Genomic DNA, 20,288 nt, shown 5'->3' with positions numbered 1-20,288 from the left:
TTCAGTTGCGAGCGGCGTTTAACCGGGCGATCTCATCATTCAGGGCCTGGATCGACGAGACCAGTCGCGCCCTGTCCGCTTGCAATAGCTCAAGCGCGTCGCGTGTTTCGCCCAGTTCGAGGGCGCGTCGGGCAATGCGGGCGTCCAGTTCGGCATTGTGCCGGGTCAGCGCGCCAATTTCGTCTGCCCGCTGGCAAAGATAGCGCAGCCGCGCGTCCAGCACATCGAAGTCGAACGGCTTTGCGACATGATCGTCGGCACCCGCCTCAAGCGCTTCGATTGCGCTTACGCTGTCCTGCCTGCCGGTAATCATCACGAAGCTGGCCCGGCCTGCAAGCCCTGCCGCGCGGATCTTCTTCATCGTGGCAATGCCTGGCAGGATCGTCAGGCCCATATCGATAAGGATGATATCGACCGGTCGGGAGAGAAGGCGGTTGAGCGCCACAAAACCGTTTTCCGCCAGCGCGACATCATAATGCAGGTGTGAAAGGCGGCGGGCGATGACAGCGCGCGCGGTTTCATTCTCGTCGACCAGCAGCAGGCGACGGCGTCGCGCCGGTCGTGCGCTCTCGATCCTGTCGCCGTCATCTTTGCGTTGAAGGGCATTGGCGTTGAAAAACTGCATGGCGCGCATCTCCTGGCACGCCTTGATCTAGGATAGTCCCGCAAATAAATGGTTAATGCGCGCTTGACGGCGCAGGCTTCCCCCCTTCGGGTGCATAGGTGCGCAGGAAGCAATCCACGGCGAATGCGACATCCGCCTCGATCTGTTCAGGCTTGGGCGGGGCCATATTGCCCCAGATCATTTGTTGATGACAGCCGGACAGGGTCAGGACGATGAGCATTCGGGCCGCCAATTGCGGATCGGCGGGGCGCAACTCGCCGCGTTGCATGCCGCCCTGCAGAAAGCGAGCGAGCAGATTGCGCGTATGCAGGGGCGCCAGTTCGAAGAAGATCGCGCCCACTTCCGGGAACCTGCTTGCCTCTGCCGCTACAAGCCGGTGCAGCCCGATGGCTTCGGGTGAGGTAACCTTGCGCAGCAGGTCATGGCCGAAGCGAAGGAGTGTCGGCGCTATCTCGCCGCGCGCGTCAAGAAGCTGGAGCAGGTCGGCATGGTAGGTTTCCGTCGCATTGCGCAACACTGCGGCGAACAGCTCCTCCTTGCTGGGGAAATAGCTCCACAACGTCCCCTTTGACCCCCCCAGCTCTGCGGCGATCGAGGACATGGTCGTCGCCGCATAGCCGGTTTCCAGAAACGACCTGCGCGCAACGCGGATGATTGCGTCGCGGCGATCACGCCTTTTCGCCTCGCGCCGCGACAATTCGGGCATATCGATTTGATCTGTCATCAAAGCGTACCATATAGTACGATATTCTTGTTGACAAGGCGTTGCAGCAGGCGCAATGCCGGTTTTCATACCATTCGGTACGGTTTTATATGTCCTTGAGTCGCTTTATTCATTCCCTGCGCATTGGCGGCTCTGCCGCCGCGATGTTGGCCCTGGCGGCTTGCGCGTCGATACCTGACCTTGGGTCTGCGCCGGAGCCTCGCACGGCGCAAACAATCGCCGCGTCCCAGAGCCTGGGGCAGGGCGACGGCCTTTGGCCGGCCGAGGGTTGGTGGAAAGTCTATGGCGATGCTCAACTAGACCGCCTGATGGAGGAAGGACTCGCCGCCTCGCCGGACATGGCTGCGGCGGCTGCCCGCTTCCGCCAGGCTTCGGCCGCCGCGCAGCAGGCTGGCGCGCCGCTCCTGCCCTCGCTCGACGCCAATGGATCGGCGGCTGCGACCAAGCAAAGCTATAATATGGGCTTTCCCAAGGATTTCGTGCCGAAGGGATGGCTGGGCACGGGGCAGGCCACGCTCGACCTGAATTTCGATCTTGATCTGTGGGGCAGGAACCGCGCCGCCCTGGCCGCCGCCACCTCTGAAGCCGAAGCCGCGCGCATCGACGCGCAGCGGGCGCGGCTGGTGCTCACCACCGGGGTTGCGGATGCCTATGCCGATCTGGCACGACTGTTCGACCAAAGGGCCATTCAGGAGCGGGCGCTCGACATCCGAAGCGCGAGCCAGAAGCTGGTGGCGCAGCGTCAGCGCAACGGCCTGGAAACGCGCGGCAGCGTGCGGCAGGCCGACGCCACGGTCGCCTCCGCTCGCGCGGCGCTTGCCGGTATCGATCAATCCATCGCCATTCGACGCCACCAGATCGCCGCGCTGATCGGGGCCGGGCCTGATCGCGGGCTGGCCATCGCGCAGCCGCGTCTTGGCGATCCCGCTCCCCTCGGCTTGCCTGCCGACGTCACCACCAACCTGGTGGCGCGGCGCCCCGACATTGCCGCTGCGTTGGCCCGGACCGAAGCCGCAGCCAAGCGGATCAAGGCTGCGCGCGCCGATTTCTTTCCGGCCGTCCGCCTGAACGCGCTCGTTGGCGTCCAATCGCTTGGCTATAACAGCTCGTTCACGGATCCTTCGGCTACCGGTGCGCGCTCCTTCCTCGATACGCTGTTCAGCAAGGATTCGCTGTTTGGCACGGTCGGCCCCGCAATCAGCCTGCCGATCTTTCACGGCGGGGAGCTTAGCGGTCGTTATCGCGGGGCGCGGGCGGTGTTTGACGAGGCGGTCGCCAATTATGACAAGACAGTGCTCGGCGCGTATCAGGAAGTCGCCGACGCCGTCACCGGCCGCCGCATTCTCTATCAGCGGCTGACAGAAGCGCGTGCCGCCCAGACCGCGTCGGAGGAAGCCTATTCGATCGCACAGAAGCGGTATCAAGGCGGCCTCTCGACCTATCTCGACGTCCTGAACGTCGAGGACCAGTTGCTCGCGGCCCGCCAGTCCGTCGCGGAGCTGGAAGCCAGCGCCTTTACGCTGGACATCGCCCTCATTCGCGCGCTGGGCGGCGGCTTTGCCGACAGCGGCGCTTCGTCCAAGGACTTTCCCAATGGCTGATGCAGTCCCCGAATTCACAGCCGATACCGGCGTTGCGGACCGGAAGGAGCGGATGATGACACAGCGCAAGAAATGGCTGGTCCGCCTCGGCCTTGCCGTGCTCATCATCGGGGCGGTCTATGCCATTTGGTATCTGCTTGTCGGCCGTAATCATGTCGGGACCGACAATGCCTATGTGAATGCGGAGATCGCCCAGGTCACGCCGCTGATTTCGGCGCAGGCGATCGAAGTGCGGGTGACGGACACGCAGGCGGTGAAGCGCGGCGACATATTGGTGCGATTGGACCCGACCAATGCGCGCATCGCCCTGGCGCAGGCGGAAGCGGACCTTGCCGAAGCACGCCGCCGTTTCCGTCAGACCGCCGCCACCAGTACGTCGCTTGCCGCGCAGGTGCAGGCCAGAGCCGCGGATATCAACCAAGCCAGCGCCCAGCTGGCGGTGGCCCAGGCCGATTTCGACAAGGCGCGCATCGACCTGCAGCGGCGCGAGGCGCTGGCGCCCGAAGGGGCGGTTTCGGGTGACGAGGTGACCAGCGCACGCAAGGCGTTCGCCGCCGCGCGGGCGGGGCTGGAGCAGGCGAAGGCCGGCGTGGCGATGGCGCAGGCGACGCGCGGCGCGGCCGAAGGGCAGCTTGCCGCCAATAACGCGCTGGTGCGTGGATCGACGGAGGAAACCGACCCTGCCGTGCTGACAGCCAAGGCGAAGCTGAAAAATGCCCAGCTCGATCTTGAGCGAACCGTCATCCGGGCGCCGATCGACGGGGTCGTGACACGCCGTCAGGTGCAGGTCGGTCAGCGCGTCGCGCAAGGTAACCCGATCATGAGCATCGTGCCGTTGAGCCAGGTCTATGTCGATGCGAACTTCAAGGAACGCCAGTTGCGCCAGGTGCGCATCGGCATGCCCGCGAGGGTCGTGGCGGACATTTACGGTGGGGATGTGGTCTATCATGGCAAGGTCGTCGGTTTTTCTGGCGGCACCGGATCGTCCCTGGCGCTGATCCCGGCGCAGAATGCGACCGGCAACTGGATCAAGGTCGTCCAGCGACTGCCGGTACGCATCGCGCTTGACCCCAAGGAATTGGCCGCACATCCGCTTCGCGTCGGGCTGTCGACCGAGGTCGAAATCGACCTCTCGGCCGACTGAGGCGTCTTGCGGTGAAACACGCAACCGAGAGCTTCAATCTGACCCCTCGGCAGCGGACGCTGGCCGCCGTCGTTCTGGCGTTGAGCAATTTCATGGTCGTGCTGGACCTGACCATCGCCAATGTGTCAGTTCCGCATATTGCCGGGAATCTCGGCATAACGCCTGACCAGGGTACGTGGATCATTACCTCTTATGCGGTCGCGGAAGCGATCTGCGTGCCGCTGACCGGCTGGCTTGCCCAGCGATTCGGCACGGTGCGCCTCTTTATCGGTGGCATGATCGGCTTTGGCATATTTTCGCTGCTGTGCGGCCTGTCAATGACGCTCGGTATGATCGTCGTCTGCCGCATTGGGCAGGGGCTGTGCGGAGGGCCGCTGATGCCGATGTCGCAGACCCTGCTGATGCGCATCTTTCCGCCCGAACAGCGGGCCAAGGTGATGGCGCTTTGGGCCATGACGACGCTGGCAGGTCCGGCGTTCGGGCCGATTATTGGTGGTTATATCAGTGACAATTGGAGCTGGCACTGGATATTCTTCATCAACCTGCCGATCGCCGTCGTCTGCGTGTTCGCGGCGATGGCGCTGCTGCGTCCGGTGGAAACTGAACGGCAAAAGCTGCCCATCGATTATATCGGGCTGGGGCTGCTGGTCTTCTGGATCGCCTGTCTTCAGATGATGCTCGACACCGGGCGTGATCGCGACTGGTTCGGCGACCCGATGATCGTGGCGCTTGCCATAATGGCCGGCATCGGCTTCCTCGTGTTCATCATATGGGAATTGACGGAGGAGCATCCGATCGTTGATTTGCGGGTGTTCCGCCACATTGGCTTCACGTCCGGGGTGGTGACGCTTTCCCTATGCTTCGGCGCCTATTTCGCGGGTATCGTCATCATTCCGCAATGGCTTCAGTTATCCATGGGCTACACCGCCTATTCAGCCGGTTTCGTCACCGCCTTCACCGCCATGACCGCGATCATTGCCGCGCCTTTCGCGGGACGCGCAGTCGGGAAGATCGACGTGCGAATCATGATCTCGGGAGCGGTCTTCTGGATGGGCTTCGTCACATTGTGGCGTTCGGAATGGGCCACGACTGCCGATTTCTGGACGCTGTCCCTGCCCCAGGTCGTGCAGGGATTTGCCATGCCCTTCTTCATGATCCCGCTGACCACGTTGACGCTGGGTTCCGTACCGCCGGAAGAGACCGCCTCGGCAGCAGGGATGCAGAATTTTCTGCGCACGATGGCCGTCGCCATCGCCACCTCGCTCGTTTTGACAGGCTGGGGCAACGGTCAGCGCGTGGCGCGCAATGACATTGTGTCCACGCTTGATCCGGGCGCGGGATCCGTGCTGGAAAAGGCAGGGATTCACGCGGCCCAAACACCTGAGATGCTCGCCAATCTGGTTGATCAGCAGGCGACCGTGATGTCGATGAACAATGTCTTCCTGATAGCGGCGATGGTACTATTCCTCGCCGGGGCTCTGGTCTGGCTCGCCCCTAAGCCGGTCGGTCAGGTGGACATGTCTGCGGCGCATTAGCCAAGGCGAACTCGCGGTCGATGCCGATGGCGCGCAGGAAGGCGTGGTCATGGCTGACGACAATCAGCGCGCCGTCATAGCCCAGCAGTCCCTGCTCGATCGCCGCGATACTATCGAGATCGAGATGGTTGGTCGGCTCATCCAACATCAACAGGGGCGGCGCCGTAGCGCCCCCGAGTACGCAGGCGAGGCCGGCGCGCAACAATTGTCCGCCGCTCAGATGCCCGGCCCGTTGTAATGCAAGGTCCGCGCGAAACCGAAAACGGGCCAGCGCCGCTCGCACCTCATTATGGCTGGCCTGCGGATGCAGCCGCGCGAAATTGTCGGCCATGCTGGCGCGTGGATCGAGCAGGTCCACGCGCTGATCGAGCAAGGCGCAGGCAGCGACCCGATCAACACGACCGGCGAGCGGGAGCAGCGTGCCCGCCATGACATGCAGCAGCGTCGATTTGCCAGCGCCGTTGGGGCCGGTAATGGCGACCCGCTCGGGTCCGGTGATGGTGAGTGACAGGTCGCGCAACACCGGATTATCCGTGGCATGACCTGCCGTGACCTTGTCGAGCGTCACGATGCGTCGGCCCGGCAGCACGCCGGTGGGTGGCAATGCGACGGTCAGGCTTTCGACAAGTTCGATCCGTTCGCGCGCGGCCTCCGCCGCCTGCACCGCGTCGCGGCGGAGGCGTTCGGCAAGACGAGCCGCTTCGCCGCCTGAACCCTCCGCGCGATCCTTTCGCATGCCGATCAGGATGCGCGGCATGTCGCCCTTTGCTCCCTTGCGTGCCCCGGCCGCATCGCGCCGCTGCTTGCGTTCGGCGGCAACCTGGGTCCGCTTGGCGATTTCTCTCATTTGCCGTTCGGCATGGGCAAGATCCTGCTCGGCAGCGGCGAGTTCGATGGCCTTGCGCGCCTGCCATGAAGAATAGTTGCCGCCGTGGCGGCTGATCCCCAGGCTGGTCAGCTCCGCGATCGCGTCCATCTCCTCAAGCAGGGTGCGGTCATGACTGACGACGATGGCGCCCGCGCGCCAGCGCCTGAGCAGCGCCATGAGCGCCGTGCAGCCCTCTGCGTCCAGATTGTTGGTGGGTTCGTCAAACAGCAGGAAGTCGGGCTGGGCAAAGACCGAGCCGGCGAGCGCCGCCCGGGTCCGCTGCCCCCCCGACAACTGGTCGAGACGCGTTTCCGGGGTAGCGGTCAAGCCGACCTCGGCAAGGGCTTCTTCGATCCGGGTGGGCAGCCTCCAGTCGCATGCTGCCAGCTCGTCCATGTCCGCCAAACCGCTTTCGGCCTTGGCAAGAAGCGCAATGGCGTGTCGGACGCAGAAAAGGTCAGCGATTGTATCGCCGGGCCTGACCTGCACCGTCTGGCGCAGCTCTGCCACGGTGCCGCCGGTCTGGATATTTCCGCCGCCCGCTTTCAGCCGACCAGCGATGAGTGCAAGCAGCGTCGATTTGCCGACGCCGTTGCGCCCGACAAGGCCGATCCGCTCGGATGTGAAACGAAAATCGAGGTCCGAAAGGACGGCTGTTCCGTCAGGCGCAGACCGGCTGAGATGAGAGAGAATGATGGCAGGCATGGACAAAAAACTTCCTGAAAGCAGAGCGTTGGGGCTGTGCGATCAGCTGCATGTCCATGGTGACGATCCTTCTTGAGTCCGAGCGCTGCGATATAGGAGGGGCTGGTTGCTGACAACCGGGCCGTCGGCGCCCGATTGACGCGGCGCAGCATCAAGGTCACTGAAGGGCCAAAAGGGCTGGGTCCAATGCGAATCGTCATCATCGATGACAGCGGCCTGCGTGCGACGGTTCTGGAAGATGGACTGCGCGAGGCAGGCTATGACGATATCCATATCGTTCCCCCGCGTGGCGGCTTCGTCGCGCGGCTCGAACGCATGGCGCCCGACGTCGTGCTGATGGACCTGGGTAGCCCCAGCCGCGACACGCTGGAGGAAATGCTGTCGGTCAGCCGTGCGCTGGCGCGTCCGATCGCTATGTTTGTCGATCAATCCGACGAAGCGATGATCGGGGCGGCGATCGACGCGGGCGTGTCCGCTTATGTGGTCGATGGCCTGCGCAAGGAGCGGGTGAAGCCGGTGCTGGAACTGGCAGTACGGCGGTTCAACGCCTTTGCGCGTCTCCAGAGCGAGCTTGATGATGCGCGCACCGCGCTGTCCGACCGCAAGATCATCGACCGCGCAAAATCCATCCTGATGAGCCAGCGCGGCCTGACGGAACCGGATGCTTACGCATTGTTGCGGTCGAGCGCGATGAATCAGGGGAAGAAGATAGTGGATGTTGCTCAGGCACTGATAACAGCCAGCGATTTGTTGGGAGGTGGCCTGTGACGACATCGCTGCGTATCGCCTATCTGCCGCTGACCGATTCCGCCGTGCTGGCGGTGGCGCGGGAAAAGGGCTTTGCGGAGGAAGAGGGGATTGCCCTCGACCTCGTCCGAACGGTCAGCTGGGCCACCTTGCGCGACCGGTTGATCTTCGGTCAGGTGCAGGGCGCGCACATGCTCGCCCCGCTCGCCATCGCGGTGACGCTGGGTTTGAGCCAGCAGCCCGCGCCCCTCGCCGCGCCCTACAAGCTCAACGTCAACGGCAATATGCTGGTGATGGCGCGGGAGTTCGCGCAGGCGCTTGAGCCGGATATCGCAGCCCGGCTCGACGATCCGCTGGGCACCGCGCATGATTTCGCGACGGCCATCGGCCTTTGGAAGCGCAAGCCGGTGATCGGGGTCGTCCATCGCTTTTCCAGTCACGCCATCATGCTGCGCTACTGGCTGGCGAGCGCGGGCGTTGATCCTGATCGCGATGTGCTGTTGCGCGTCGTGCCGCCGTCCCTGACGGTCGAGGCGATGCGGGCGGGGGAAATTGACGGCTTTATCGCAGGAGAGCCATGGGGCAGCGCGGCAGTCGATGCTGACCTTGCCGAAGCTGTGGCGATCGGCGAACGCATCTGGCGGCGCGGCGTCGAAAAGGTGCTGGCGTTCCGCACGCCATGGCTGGAAGAAAATCCGCAGGCGGTCGATGCCCTGATCCGCGCGTTGGTGCGCGCCGCCGCCTGGTGCGACGAGCGGGAAAATCACGAGGCGCTGGCGCACCTCCTGTCCCAACCCCATTTCGTCGATCAGCCCGCAGACCTTATTGCACGTGCATTATCGGGCCGCATCGTCGCTCGAACCGGCATGCCACCGCTCGATATGCCGGACTTCATGCTCTTTTCGCGGGAGGCCACGCCATTCCCCTGGCGCAGTCAGGCACTCTGGCTCTATTCTCAGCTGGTCCGCTGGAAAATGGTCGAGCACACGCCCGAAAATGCCGCCAAGGCCGCATCGGTTTTCCGCCCCGACATTTTCCGCCGCGCGCTGGCCGAGAGCAATGTGCCGATTCCAGGCGCCAGCATGAAGGTGGAAGGTGCCGTGGGCCAGCCGCTGGCCGTGGGATCCAAACGCGGCGAGCTTACGCTTGGGCCGGACCGGTTTTTTGACGGCCGCGTGTTCGACCCCGAACGGTTCGATGATTTTCTCGCGAGTTTCTAAGGCTTGGCCGATTGCTCAATGCGGCCGGCAAGCGCGAAAATTGTGCCTTGCAACATAACGCGAATCATTAGATAAGGAAAAGGTCGCGCGACGATGCGCGTACATGGATGAGCACGCCCAAGGATGGGATCGCGCTCTCCTCAGACAGATTTTGCAGCAAAGCCGCTGGCCGGACCCCGTCAATAACGGGCCTCCGGAGAGCGGCTTTTTTTGTGTCCATTTCACAAGATTGAGGGACGTCATCATGGCAACTGCTTATTGGGACCGCGAGAAAGGCGGCGAAGGGGAAGTCGGCCAGACCAGCTTCTGGAAAGCGGGCCATACGCCCACTCTGATCGCCGCATTCCTGTATTTCGACCTCGCTTTCATGGTGTGGGTGCTGCTTGGCCCCCTCGCTCCGTCCATTTCGCTGACGTTGGGGCTGACCCCTGCGGAAAAGGGGCTGATGGTCGCTGTCCCGACGCTGGCGGGCGCTTTGCTTCGCGTCGTCAACGGCCTGCTGGTCGATTGGATCGGCTGTAAGCAGGCGGGCGCGATCAGCCAGGTGATCGTCATCGTCGGCTTGTTCATGGCGTGGCTTATGGGCGTGAACAGCTTTGGCGGCACGCTGGCGCTGGGCGTCATTCTGGGCTTTGCGGGCGCCAGCTTCGCCATTGCCTTGCCGCTCGCGAGCCGCTGGTATCCGCCCGAACATCAGGGCAAGGCCATGGGTCTGGCAGGCATGGGCAATTCGGGCACGGTGCTTGCGTCACTTTTCGCCCCGGTTCTGGCCAAGTTTTTCGGTTGGAACTCAGTGCTGGGTCTGGCCTGCATTCCGCTCACCATCGTCTTCATCGCTTATATGTTCATGGCGAAGAACGCGCCTAACGCGCCCGCCCCCAAGAAGCTGGTCGACTATTTTCGGCCGCTCAAGACCGCTGACGCCTGGTGGTTGATGGGCTTTTATTCAGTGACGTTCGGCGGTTTCGTCGGCCTTGCGGCGTCGCTGCCCATCTACTTCACTGACCAGTTCGGCCTGACCCCGATCGTTGCGGGCTACTGCACGGCTGGGTGCGTGTTCGCCGGGTCGCTGATTCGTCCGATGGGCGGTGCGCTGGCGGACAAGATCGGCGGCGTCAAAGCGTTGATGATGGTCTATGTTGCCGCTGCGCTGGCCTTGGCCGCTGTGGCCTATGCGCCGACGCTAGTATCGGCGCTTGCCTTCTTCGTCGCCGCGATGCTGGCGCTGGGCGCTGGTAACGGTGCGGTGTTCCAGCTCGTGCCCCAGCGCTTCCAGGAAGAGATTGGTGTCATGACCGGGCTGGTCGGCATGGCTGGCGGCATTGGCGGCTTCTACCTCGCCTCGTCGCTGGGCATCGCAAAGCAGTTCACCGGCAGCTTCGCGCCCGGCTTCCTGATCTTCGCGGGCCTGTCGGTGGCTGCTTTCCTCGGCATCTCGCTGGTCCGTGCCCGCTGGCGCGCGACCTGGAGCAGCGCTGCCCGCATCTGAAAAGGTTGACAGGAGGGGAGGCGGCGGCACTCGAAAGAGGAGCCGCCGCCCTTAATTTCGTACGGTTTCCGTGCGTAGAGGGGCGAGCAAATCGTATCGGAAAGACGAAAAACTTTCCACGAATCGCTTGACCCACCCCGCCTTTCATTTATGCTGCAGTGCGAAGGACAAGGTTGTCCTCCACCTACATAGCTGACCTGGTCCATGGACGGACCGCGGGAAGCGTGAATGATGGCAAGGCCGCCATCCAGACTTTTGGGTTCAAAACCCAAGAGTCCGGATGGCGGCCTTTTTTTATTCTGGAGTCAAGGGATGGATTTTCAGAGCAACGCCGGACCGGCAACGGCCAACGAAGAAGAGATCTTCGTACCGTCGGAAGATGTTCGTGAACATCTGGTGGTTGTTGGCAACGGCATGGCCGGTTGCCGCGCGATCGAGGAACTGCTGGCGCGGGATGCGGGGCGCTATCGCGTCACCATCTTCGGCGCAGAGCCTTATGTGAATTATAACCGCATCATGCTTTCGCCGGTTCTGGCCGGGGAAAAGAGCTTTGACGACATCGTCATCAACAGCCGCGAATGGTATTCGGACAATAATATCGAGCTGATCGCGGGTGATCCGGTGACGGGTATCGACCGCGTCGCCAAGACGGTCACGAGCCAGTCTGGTCGCACCGTTGGCTATGACAAGCTGCTGATCGCGACGGGTTCCGATCCGTTCATCATTCCGGTGCCGGGCAAGGACCTGCCCGGCGTCATCAGCTTCCGCGACATGAAGGATGTCGATACCATGTTGGAGGCCGCGAATGGCGGCGGCCCAGATGGGGAGCAGGGACGGGCGGTAGTGATCGGCGGCGGCCTGCTTGGCCTGGAAGCCGCGCATGGCCTGACCCTGCGCGGTATGAAGGTCACGGTCATCCACCTGATGGACACGCTGATGGAGCGTCAGCTGGATGAAGCGGCGGGATGGCTGCTCAAGAGCGCGCTCGAAGCACGCGGCCAGACCATTTTGACCGGCGCCAACACCGAAGCCATCTATGGTGACGGCAGGGTCGAGGGTGTCCGCCTGAAGGACGGGACGGAAATTCCGGCGAGCCTGGTCGTCATGGCAGTGGGCATCCGCCCATCGACGGCGCTGGCCCGAGAAGCCGGTCTGGAAGTCAATCGCGGCATCAAGGTCGATGACCATATGGTCACGAGCGACCCCGATGTCCTGGCGGTCGGTGAGTGCGTCGAGCATGACGGCAATGTCTACGGTCTCGTTGCCCCTCTGTGGGACATGTGCCGCAGCCTGGCCGATGGCCTGACCGACCAGCATACGGGCTACAGGGGTTCGGTTACCTCGACCAAGCTCAAGGTGGCGGGTCTGGATGTCTTTTCCGCCGGTGACTTTTCGGGCGGCGAAGGTTGTGAGGACATCGTCCTGCGCGACGCCTCGCGCGGTGTGTACAAGCGTGTCGTGGTCAAGGAAGACAAGGTCATCGGCGCGGTCCTGTACGGCGACACGGCGGACGGCGGCTGGTATTTCGACCTGCTCAAGCGTGGCGAGGACGTCGGCGAAATCCGCGACTTGCTGATCTTCGGCCAGGCTTTCGCCTCTGGAGGAGGCGCGCTGGACCCTAAGGCGGCCGTTGCGGCGCTCTCGGATGATGCCGAGATCTGCGGCTGCAACGGCGTCAGCAAGGGCCAGGTCGTCGCTTGCATCGAAAAGGGCGCATGCAGCCTTGATGCGGTGCGCGGCACTTGCAAGGCTTCGGCCAGCTGCGGCAGCTGCACCGGCCTTGTCGAAAATCTGCTGGCGGTGGTGCTGGGCGATGACGTTCAGTCTGGTCCCAAGACTATGTGCAAGTGCACCAGCTTTGGCCATGACGATGTCCGCCGCGAGATCGTGGCGCAGAATATGCGCTCGATCCCGGAAGTGATGCAGAAGCTGCACTGGTCGACGCCCGATGGCTGCTCGTCCTGCCGCCCGGCGCTCAACTATTACCTGCTTTGCGCGCTGCCCGGCGAATATGTCGACGACCAGCAGAGCCGCTTCGTCAACGAGCGCATGCATGCCAATATCCAGAAAGACGGCACCTATTCCGTCGTCCCGCGCATGTGGGGTGGCCTGACCAACCCGCGTGAATTGCGCGCGATCGCCGATGTGGTCGAGAAATATGATGCGCCCATGGTGAAGGTCACCGGCGGCCAGCGTCTCGACATTTTCGGCATCAAGAAGGAAGACCTGCCCGCCGTCTGGGCCGACCTGAATGCCGCGGGCATGGTATCGGGCCATGCTTATGGTAAGTCGCTGCGCACGGTGAAGACCTGCGTCGGGTCCGAATGGTGCCGCTTCGGCACACAGGACTCGACCGGCCTTGGCGTCAAGATCGAACGGATGACCTGGGGGTCGTGGATGCCCCACAAGTTCAAGATCGCGGTGTCGGGCTGCCCCCGCAATTGCGCGGAAGCCACGATCAAGGATTTCGGGGTGGTCTGCGTGGACAGCGGCTATGAGCTGCATGTCGGCGGCAATGGCGGCATCCATGTCCGCGCCACCGACCTGCTGTGCAAGGTCGCGACCGAGCAGGAGGCGATGGACTATTGCGCCGCCTTCACCCAGCTCTACCGCGAGGAAGCGCGTTATCTGGAGCGGACGGCGCCCTGGATCGAGCGTGTCGGCGTCGAGTATATCAAGCAGCGGATCGTGGAAGACGACGCAGGCCGCGAAGCGCTGCGCGCTCGCTTCCTTTATTCGCAGAGCTTCAGCCAGGACGACCCCTGGGCTGAACGCGCCGCGGGCCAGCATGCTGAACTGCATCAGCATCTTGAACCCATCGCCATCGCTGCGGAGTGAACGACATGACCGACTGGATCGACATCGGAACGCTGGCCGACATTCCCCAGCGCGGCGCCCGCACGGTGCAGATTGCCGGGGAGAAGGAAATCGCCGTATTCCGCACCAGCGACGACACCGTCTTTGCGCTGGTCAATGAATGTCCGCACAAGAAGGGACCGCTGAGCCAGGGCATCGTCCATGGCCACAGCGTCGCCTGTCCGCTGCATAACTGGAACATCGCCCTCAAAACGGGCGAGGCGCAGGGCGCGGACGAAGGCTGCACGCCGACCATCGCCGTGAAAGAGGAGGGCGGTCGCATCCTGATCGCCCGCCCCACGGCGCTGAAAGCGGCTGCGTGAGCTTCCGGTCCCCAGCCACAACGGCGGGGACCCGGGTGGGGGCGCCATGCTGGCCATCCCTTGCGGCAGGCGCCTCCACCCAATTCTTGTTCCTCGGGAAGAAGAGGTAAGAGCATGGACCAGGCCATCCGCACCACCTGTGCCTATTGCGGCGTCGGTTGCGGCATTTCGGCCACGCCGACCGGGCCCCGGTCGGTTATGATCAAGGGCGATGAGGCGCACCCGGCCAATGCTGGCCGCCTCTGTTCCAAGGGCACGCATCTGGGCGAGACAGTTGGGCTGGAAGGCCGCCTGCTGCATCCGATGATCGGCAACAAGCGCGCCAGCTGGGACAAGGCGCTGGATCTGGTAGCGAAGAAGTTCCGCGAGACTGTGGATCGCTACGGTCCCGACAGCGTTGCCTTTTATGTCTCCGGCCAACTGATGACCGAAGACTATTATGTCGCCAACAAGCTGATGAAGGGCTTCATTGGCACATCGAACATCGACACCAACAGCCGCCTTTGCATGTCGAGCGCCGTTGCAGGCCACAATCGCGCCTTTGGCGAGGATGTTGTGCCCGCCACCTATGACGATCTGGACGAAGCGGATCTCATCGTGCTGGTCGGCTCCAACACCGCCTGGTGCCACCCGATAGTCTATCAGCGCATCCAGGCAGCGCGCGCCGCGCGTGGGACCAAGCTGGTGGTCATCGACCCGCGCCGCACCGAAACCTGCGAAGGCGCGGACCTGCATCTGGCCGTAAAGCCCGGCACCGACGTCGCGCTGATGAACGGCCTGCTTGCCTGGTGCGACCAGGAGGGCGTCACCGATCCCGCCTACATCGCTGATCATGTCAATGCACCCGAAGGTTTTTGGGAGCATATCCGTGAGCATCACGACCTTTGGACCACCGCCAAGACCTGCGACATCGCGCCTGCGCTGCTGGAACAGTTCTTCAAGCTGTTCGCCGCGACCCCGCGCACCGTCACCATGTTCAGCCAGGGCATCAACCAGTCGATCCGCGGCACCGATCAGGTGAACGCAATCATCAACGTCCATCTCGCCACCGGCCGCATCGGCAAGCCGGGAGCCGCGCCATTCTCGATCACCGGCCAGCCCAACGCCATGGGTGGCCGCGAAGTCGGCGGGCTTGCCTCGACGCTGGCCAGCCACATGGACTTCGCGCCCGAAAATGTGGAGCGGGTAGGCCGCTTCTGGGCTGCGCCGCGCATGGCGACCAAGCCGGGCCTGAAAGCCGTCGATCTCTTCCGCGCGATCAATGAAGGCCGGGTCAAGGCGCTCTGGGTGATGGCGACCAACCCCGCCGTCTCGCTGCCCGATGCCAATAGTGTGCGCGAGGCGCTGGAGAGCGTGCCCTTCCTCGCCGTGTCCGACATCATGGCCGACACCGACACCAGCGTTCATGCCGATGTGCGCCTGCCCGCTGCTGGCTGGGGGGAGAAGGACGGCACCGTCACCAATTCGGACCGGACCATCAGCCGCCAGCGTCCCTTCCTGGACTTGCCCGGCGAGGCCAGGCCCGACTGGTGGATCGTCACCGAAGTTGCCCGCCGCATGGGTTGGCGCAACGCCTTCGCCTATGACCGGCCCGCGGACATCTGGCGCGAGCATGCGCGCCTGACCGCCTATCAGAATGACGGCCAGCGTGTGCTTAACTTGCGCAGCTATGCGACCATCGGCAACGATGCCTACGAGGCGATGGAGCCGTTTCGCTGGGGTGAAGAAAGGCCGTTTTCGGATGGGCATTTTTCGACGCCCGACGGCAAGGCGCGGTTCGTCCTGACGAAGCAGATGGATATTCAGGAGCCACTGAAGCAGTGGCCAATGACGCTCAACACCGGGCGCTATCGCGACCAGTGGCACACGATGAGCCGCACTGGCCTCTCGCCCAAGCTGGCGCGTCACCGCGAGGAGCCGCTGGTGGAAATCCATCCGCGCGACGCCGACGAACTGGGCATCGTCGATCGCGATCTGGCGCGCGTCCAGACCGCGCAGGGCAACAGCATCTTCCGCGTCGCGATCAGCGATGGCCAGCGCCCGGGCGAAATCTTCACGCCGATCCACTGGACCGACCAGATGTCGAGCGGCGGCCGCACCGGCCTGCTGCCCCGGCCCCTCGTCGATCCTCATTCGGGCCAGCCGGGCTTCAAATCGACCCCGGCCAGCGTCGAGAAGGTCGCGACCGAATGGAAGGGTTTTCTGATCCTGCGCGGATCGGAGCCGGTGAAGCTGCCCTGCCTGTGGGCGACGAAGATCAGCGTGCCCGGTGGCGCCCTTTACGAGGTGGCGGGCAATGGCGATCCGGCGCGGCTGGAGGCTTTCCTGCCCAACGGCGACCGGGTCGAGGCGATGGACGCATCGCGCGGCACCCGCCGGATCGCGACCATCAGCGAGGGCAAGCTGTGCGGCGTGCTGTTCGTGACGCGTACCGGCTTGCTGCCCTCGCGCGACTGGCTGATCCGGCAACTGGAGGCCGACGGCGTGGGCGGTTCGGTGCTCGCGGCGCGCGGGCCGGGCAGCCAGCCGGACAAGGGCGCGACGATCTGCGTCTGCTTCGATATCGGCCTCAACCAGATCATGACCGCCATTCGCGAGCAGAGCCTGGTCGATGTGCCCGCCATCGGCAAGGCGATCGGCGCAGGAACCAATTGCGGCTCCTGCCGGCCCGCACTCGCCAACATCCTTGCCCAAATCCCGCAGGAGGCCCTCCATGCAGCAGAATGAACTGATTGCCCCCGGTGAGGTCTGGCTGGTGGGCGCTGGCCCCGGCGATCCCGACCTTCTCACCCGCAAGGCCGAAAAGCTGATCGCCGCGGCAGATGTCGTCTTTTATGACGCGCTCGTCGGTCCCGGCGTCCTTGATCTCATCCCTGCTAGCGTTGAACGCATCAGCGTCGGCAAGCGTTCTGGCCGCCATAGCAAGGCGCAGGAAAGCATCAACGATCTGCTGCTCGCCGCCGCGAAGGCTGGAAAGCGTGTCGTGCGCCTCAAGGGCGGCGATCCATCGATCTTTGGCCGCTCCGCCGAGGAGATGGAGCATCTGGCCGCGGACGGCGTCCGTTTTCGCATCTGTCCGGGCATCACCACCGCCAGTGCTGCTGCTGCGAGCGGCAGCGCCTCGCTCACCCTGCGCGGCGTCGCGCGCGGGCTGACGCTGGTGACGGCGCATCTGAAGGCAGGCGAGCCGCTCAAGCTGGACTGGGAAGCGCTCGCGCGCCCCGGCGGCACGCTTGGCATCTATATGGGCCGCGCCGCCGCCGGAGAGATCAGCCGGCAGCTTATCGCTGCTGGCCGCGATCCGGAAACGCCGGTGATGGTTGCGGTCAACGTCTCGCTGCCCACCGAACGCCTCATCCGGGGCAAGCTTTCCGCGCTCGCCTTTCTGGTGGCGACCATCAGCGATGAAGACCCGACCCTGCTTTTGATTGGTGAAGCCGTGGCGGGCACGGCCATGCCTGTGGATGTCGCCGCGAGCGTCGCCCTTCAGGTCTGAGGCCCTGCCTCCATGTCTTCTCCTTGAGCTTGTCGATGCCTCTGCCTTAGTTGGAAGGAAGGTGAGGGGCATCGACAAGCTCAGACATTGCCCAACCTGTTCAGATCTTCCTGCCGGTTGATATTGGGCAGCACAATATCCGTCCGATCGACAATGCGGGCGCCGATCCGGTCCAGCCAACCATATATGGACCGGTTGTTGTCCTCTGCCAGATGTGCGTCCATCCCGACTGCGAGGGATGCAGGCCAGAAGCCCGCCAGTTGCTGACCCTTGAGCACCGCCGCACAATCGCCGACCAGCGCTTCGGCCAGTGCCACCGGATAGACCGGCATGTCGCACCCGGTGGTCAGCACCGCGTCAAACCCCTGTTCGGCCGCATGATGCAGCGCCGCGTTCAGCCCGCCCAGTGGCCCCATGTCAGGCGCTGGCCGGTCGGCAAGGCATGTCATGCCTTCGATATCCCGCCCGCAGACGACGACAGCTTCCACGTGCGGAGTTATCGCCGCCACGGCATGATCCAGCAGCGTGCGCCCGTCTGGCAGAAGGGCCGCCGCCTTGTCGCTTCCGAACCGGCTGGATCGTCCTCCGGCAAGCACTGCGCCCAGCAATCGCATCCAACCACTCCTTGGCAGAACCCTGTCTTTCCCCTATGGCGCGCCGCGTGAGCGGGCAACCGTTGACATGAAGAAGATCGCGCCGGTGCCCATTTGGGCTTGAAAGGGAATGCGGTGCGGATGGCTTGCCCATCCAACTCCGCGGCTGTCCCTGCAACTGTAAGCGGCGAGCGCGATGCACGGGGGACCTGCGCTTTCGAAAGGGGAAGGCGAAGGGACCAGCCACTGGGCGTCAGCCCGGGAAGGCTTGTGCATCGCTGCCTTGACCCGCGAGCCAGGAGACCTGCCGGCGCATGGTCGCTCTTGCCTTGGGCCCAGGGATCGGCCCGGGCACGGTGTTTTCCGTCTGAGCGACGCAGCGGCGGGAGCCGCATCGGTGCGCGGGGCGGGACACTGGCGTCTGTCCTTCCCGCATGCCGACCGTTTGCGCGGATGCTCCTGCCTGAAGTCGCGTGACGCTCAGGGAAGACAATATAATGTTGAAAATCGGAATATCGCTCGTGGCGCTGCTGGCTGCCACGCCCGCACTCGCGGAACAGTCGGACAGCATCGTGGTCACCGCGCTTGGCATTGAACAGCCGCGGGATGAAGTCGGTCAGGCGGTTTCCGTCATTGATGCGCAGACCATCGAGACGCGCCAGAATGTCAGCGTGGCGGACCTGATCGCGACCACGCCCGGCATTCGCTTCAATCGCGCTGATGCTGTTGGCGGAGTGACCGGCATTTCAATCCGGGGCGCTGAAACGACGCAGACGCTGGTGCTGTTGGATGGCGTCAAGATCAACGATCCCAGCGGCATTGGCGACGCTTATGATTTCGGCAATCTGCTGACGGGCAATATCCGGCGGATCGAGATACTGCGGGGTTCCAACTCGGTCGTTTATGGCAGCCAGGCAATCGGCGGCGTCGTCAACATCATGACCGGAGAACCAGGCGATGGCTTTGGCGGGTCCGCCTCGGTGGATTACGGCTATGCCGATACGGTGAATGCAAAGGCGGACGTTTCGGGCAGTAGCGGCATCGTGTCGGGAAGCGCGGGGGCCGTATGGTTCCGCACCGACGGCATTTCGGCTGCGCAGGGTGGCACGGAAAAGGATGGCTATGAAAATATCGCCGCCCACGCCAAGCTGAAGTTTAGCTTGGCCGATAATCTGAGCCTCGACCTGCGCGGCTATTATATCCACGCCGACCTCGACACCGATATTTTCTTCGCCGAGCCGATGGAGTCCACGGACAGCAGCAAGCTGAACCAATATATCGGCTATGCGGGCCTTAACCTTGCCCTGCTTGACGGCAAGCTGACGCAGAGGGCGGCGGTCACCTGGTTCCGCAACGACCGCGACTATTTCTCGTCCTTCGGGGACTATGGTTATTCGGGCACCAATCTGCGTTTCGAGTATGAAGGCGTCTACCAGCCCTTCGATCAGGCGAAGCTGGTGTTCGGCTATGAGCATGAGAGCCCGGATTACGACTTTTACGGCTTTGGATCGGGAGGCGCGAAGGCGAACATCGACAGCGTCTTCGCCCTTGCCGTCGTCAAGCCCTTTATCGGGCTGTCGCTGACTGGCGGCGTGCGTCATGATGACCATAGCCAGTTTGGCGGCGCGACCACCTTAGGCGCGAACGCCAACTACACCCCCAATGACGGCGCGACCAATATCCGCGCCAGCTACGGCGAGGGTTTCAAGGCTCCCTCGCTCTATCAGCTTTACGATGGCTTCAACGGCAACCCCGCTTTGCAGCCTGAAAGGTCGAAGAGCTATGATATCGGCTTTGACCAGAGCCTGGACGGAGGGCGCGCGTTGTTTTCCGTCACCGCTTTCCGCCGCGACACGCGCGACCAGATCTATTTCGACGGCGTCATCCCGCCGTTCGGGCAATATATCAACCTCACCCGCACCCGCGCCGAGGGTATCGAGGCGGCCGTGACGCTGAAGCCGGTCGATGCGCTTACGGTCACCGCAGCATACAGCTATGTCGATGCGGTGGATCGCTCCGAAGGCGGCATCAACGAAGGAAAGCTGCTGCCCCGCCGCGCCAAGGACGCTGTCAGCGTTTCGGCTGACTACATATGGACTTTTGGCCTGTCAGCCGGAGCGACCCTGACGATGGTGGGCGACAGCTTCAACGACGCCGCCAACACGCAGTCACTTGATGGCTATGCGCTGCTGGGCGTGCGCGCATCCTTGCCCATTACCGGCAGTCTCGAAATCTATGGCCGCATCGACAATCTGTTCGATGAGGAATACGCGACCGTCTATGGTTACAACACTTATGGGCGTTCGGCCTATGGCGGCGTGCGTGTTCGTTTCTAAAGTCTGGCGAGAGGGGCGGGCGTGAG

15 protein-coding genes and 1 riboswitch are annotated in these 20,288 nt (G+C 63.5%); of the genes, 11 read left to right on the top strand and 4 right to left on the bottom strand.

Features of this window, described 5'->3' with window-relative positions; genetic code table 11:
• Window position 1 precedes the first annotated feature (1 nt).
• Both K663_RS13630 and K663_RS13625 read right to left on the bottom strand, forming a co-directional pair.
• A complete protein-coding gene (locus tag K663_RS13630) occupies window positions 2-625 on the bottom strand; it encodes a response regulator transcription factor (protein WP_062120942.1) in 624 nt (207 codons plus the stop codon).
• A 52-nt stretch (window positions 626-677) separates the two neighbouring features.
• Complete coding sequence (locus tag K663_RS13625; RefSeq protein WP_083535910.1) at window positions 678-1,349, bottom strand: TetR/AcrR family transcriptional regulator; 672 nt, start codon at window positions 1,347-1,349, stop codon at window positions 678-680.
• Between the two features lie 89 nt (window positions 1,350-1,438).
• Between K663_RS13625 and K663_RS13620 the strand changes: the two genes are divergently transcribed.
• Genes K663_RS13620 through K663_RS13610 form a run of 3 tightly spaced genes read left to right on the top strand, consistent with a single transcriptional unit; the run spans window position 1,439 to window position 5,629 of the window.
• Complete coding sequence (locus tag K663_RS13620; RefSeq protein WP_062118576.1) at window positions 1,439-2,950, top strand: efflux transporter outer membrane subunit; 1,512 nt, start codon at window positions 1,439-1,441, stop codon at window positions 2,948-2,950.
• Window positions 2,943-4,094 carry an EmrA/EmrK family multidrug efflux transporter periplasmic adaptor subunit gene (locus tag K663_RS13615; protein ID WP_062118574.1) on the top strand — a complete coding sequence of 384 codons (1,152 nt, stop codon included), beginning with the start codon at window positions 2,943-2,945 and terminating at the stop codon, window positions 4,092-4,094. Before K663_RS13620 ends, K663_RS13615 begins: the two co-directional genes overlap by 8 nt.
• 11 nt (window positions 4,095-4,105) lie before the next feature.
• Window positions 4,106-5,629, top strand: a complete 1,524-nt coding sequence (locus tag K663_RS13610; protein WP_062118571.1) for a DHA2 family efflux MFS transporter permease subunit — start codon at window positions 4,106-4,108, stop codon at window positions 5,627-5,629.
• Here K663_RS13610 and K663_RS13605 read toward each other — a convergent pair.
• Window positions 5,589-7,202, bottom strand: a complete 1,614-nt coding sequence (locus K663_RS13605; protein WP_201026637.1) for an ABC-F family ATP-binding cassette domain-containing protein — start codon at window positions 7,200-7,202, stop codon at window positions 5,589-5,591. The two genes, K663_RS13610 and K663_RS13605, sit on opposite strands and share 41 nt — an antisense overlap.
• 186 nt (window positions 7,203-7,388) lie before the next feature.
• On the opposite strand from K663_RS13605, the gene K663_RS13600 reads away from it, so the two are divergent.
• The 7 genes from K663_RS13600 (at window position 7,389) to cobA (ending at window position 17,333) form a co-directional block, all read left to right on the top strand.
• Window positions 7,389-7,970 (top strand): ANTAR domain-containing response regulator, encoded by a 582-nt coding sequence (locus K663_RS13600; protein WP_062118565.1) that lies wholly within the window; start codon window positions 7,389-7,391, stop codon window positions 7,968-7,970.
• Complete coding sequence (locus tag K663_RS13595; protein ID WP_062118562.1) at window positions 7,967-9,169, top strand: CmpA/NrtA family ABC transporter substrate-binding protein; 1,203 nt, start codon at window positions 7,967-7,969, stop codon at window positions 9,167-9,169. The genes K663_RS13600 and K663_RS13595 overlap by 4 nt, the downstream gene beginning before the upstream one ends.
• Before the next feature lie 244 nt (window positions 9,170-9,413).
• Window positions 9,414-10,658, top strand: a complete 1,245-nt coding sequence (locus tag K663_RS13590; RefSeq protein ID WP_062118559.1) for a nitrate/nitrite transporter — start codon at window positions 9,414-9,416, stop codon at window positions 10,656-10,658.
• Window positions 10,659-10,970: 312 nt separating this feature from the next.
• Window positions 10,971-13,496 (top strand): nitrite reductase large subunit NirB, encoded by a 2,526-nt coding sequence (nirB, locus tag K663_RS13585; protein ID WP_062118555.1) that lies wholly within the window; start codon window positions 10,971-10,973, stop codon window positions 13,494-13,496.
• 5 nt (window positions 13,497-13,501) lie between these two features.
• Entirely contained in the window at window positions 13,502-13,837 is a 336-nt protein-coding gene (gene nirD / locus K663_RS13580) for a nitrite reductase small subunit NirD (protein WP_062120935.1), read from the top strand.
• 114 nt (window positions 13,838-13,951) lie between these two features.
• Window positions 13,952-16,564: a nitrate reductase gene (locus K663_RS13575; RefSeq protein ID WP_062118552.1), complete on the top strand. Its 2,613-nt coding sequence runs from the start codon at window positions 13,952-13,954 to the stop codon at window positions 16,562-16,564.
• Window positions 16,551-17,333, top strand: coding sequence for a uroporphyrinogen-III C-methyltransferase (gene cobA, locus K663_RS13570; protein WP_062118549.1), 783 nt, complete (start codon window positions 16,551-16,553; stop codon window positions 17,331-17,333). The genes K663_RS13575 and cobA overlap by 14 nt, the downstream gene beginning before the upstream one ends.
• A gap of 80 nt (window positions 17,334-17,413) precedes the next feature.
• Here cobA and mobA read toward each other — a convergent pair whose 3' ends face one another.
• The gene (mobA, locus tag K663_RS13565) at window positions 17,414-17,947 is read right to left on the bottom strand and encodes a molybdenum cofactor guanylyltransferase (RefSeq protein ID WP_062118548.1); all 534 of its coding nucleotides are present in this window, start codon (window positions 17,945-17,947) and stop codon (window positions 17,414-17,416) included.
• Window positions 17,948-18,013: 66 nt separating this feature from the next.
• Window positions 18,014-18,252, top strand: a riboswitch (cobalamin riboswitch).
• Window positions 18,253-18,423: 171 nt separating this feature from the next.
• Here mobA and K663_RS13560 point away from each other — a divergent pair.
• Window positions 18,424-20,262 (top strand): TonB-dependent receptor plug domain-containing protein, encoded by a 1,839-nt coding sequence (locus tag K663_RS13560; RefSeq protein WP_062120932.1) that lies wholly within the window; start codon window positions 18,424-18,426, stop codon window positions 20,260-20,262.
• The last annotated feature ends 26 nt before the right edge of the window (window positions 20,263-20,288 follow it).

It is taken from the genome of Sphingobium sp. MI1205 (assembly GCF_001563285.1).
Classification (GTDB): Bacteria; Pseudomonadota; Alphaproteobacteria; order Sphingomonadales; family Sphingomonadaceae; genus Sphingobium.
Note: the sequence above shows the minus strand (reverse complement) of the source record. Positions and strands in the feature narration are given on the sequence as shown.